The organism is Succinivibrio sp., assembly GCF_045124615.1.
Classification (GTDB): domain Bacteria; phylum Pseudomonadota; class Gammaproteobacteria; order Enterobacterales; family Succinivibrionaceae; genus Succinivibrio; species Succinivibrio faecicola.
The window spans coordinates 1-1165 of the sequence record NZ_JBGVMC010000403.1; the positions used below are offsets into that span (position 1 = coordinate 1).

General features: G+C 35.5%; 2 protein-coding genes. Both read left to right on the forward strand.

What is annotated here, in order from left to right:
- A partial coding sequence (locus ACJML3_RS10690; protein WP_406023103.1) for an HlyD family efflux transporter periplasmic adaptor subunit occupies positions 1-567 on the forward strand: 567 nt, incomplete at its 5' end.
- On the forward strand, positions 557-1165 hold a 609-nt coding region (locus ACJML3_RS10695), incomplete at its 3' end, for an ABC transporter ATP-binding protein (protein ID WP_406023105.1). The genes ACJML3_RS10690 and ACJML3_RS10695, both read left to right, overlap by 11 nt.

Sequence of the window (1165 nt, forward strand, 5' to 3'; positions counted from 1 at the left end):
AAGAGTATTTCTGTTCAGGAAAAGGATAATGCTCTTTTTAATACAAAGATGATTAAGGCTCAGCTTGATGAGGCTAAAGCAAAACTCTCTCAGATGAAAACAGGTTTTAGAGAAGAGGAAATAACACAGGCAAAGGCAGAAAATGAAGGCTGTATTGCTGAGTTAAAAATGCTTGATTATAAGATTTCTGAACAGGGTGTGATAAAAGCTCCGTTTACAGGCTCTATAAGAACATCCTTTAGAGAGGAAGCTGACTATGTAACGCCATCTCAAAGCGTATTTGAAATAGTAAAAACTGATAAAAAAAGAATTGCTGTATATGCTACATATGAGCAGTTACCTTTCATTCATACAGGAAATAAAGCTTTCATAAAAAACGGCTCAGATAAGGATGTTGAAGGAGTTGTAACCTATATTTCTGATACAGCAATGTTTACCCCAAAAACAGTTCAGACTCAGGATTTAAGAGCAGATCTTGTATATGAAGTCAGAGTAGAAACATCTGATAAAGACGATATACTCAAATTCGGTCAGCCTGTTACAGTAGTGTTCACCCATGCTGATTGATATTAAAGATTTGAATTTTTCATATAAAACAAAAGACAGAGGAAACATCTGCGTCTTTAAGGATTTTTCTTTGTGCATTGAAAAGCATTATAAGAAAATATGTCTTACAGGTCCTGATGGAGCAGGAAAATCAACTTTATTAAAACTCTTAACTGGTGTTTTAAAACCTGCAAAGGGAAGCATCAAACTTAGAGGTTTGACTCCAAATACTAATGACAGACACTTTATTGAATCAATAAGCTATATGTCTCAGACTCTTGGTCTGTACAAAGAGCTGTCTGTTATTGATAATCTTAAGATATTTGCAGCACTCAAAGGCCTTGATATAAAAGACAGCACTGAGTATCTGTACTCTCTTTTAAAAAAGGTCGATCTGCTGCAGTTTAAGGACAGACAGTTTGACGATCTCTCTGGAGGAATGAAGCAGAAAATAGCTCTTTTGTGTGCCATTGCATCGAAGCCAGAAATTCTTGTTCTTGATGAACCTACAGTTGGTGTTGATCCTCTATCTAGAAAAGAAATATTCTCGCTTATTGATGAGTATATAGGTACAAATGAAAAAAGCTGCTGCATATTCTCAAGTGCCTATCTTGATGAG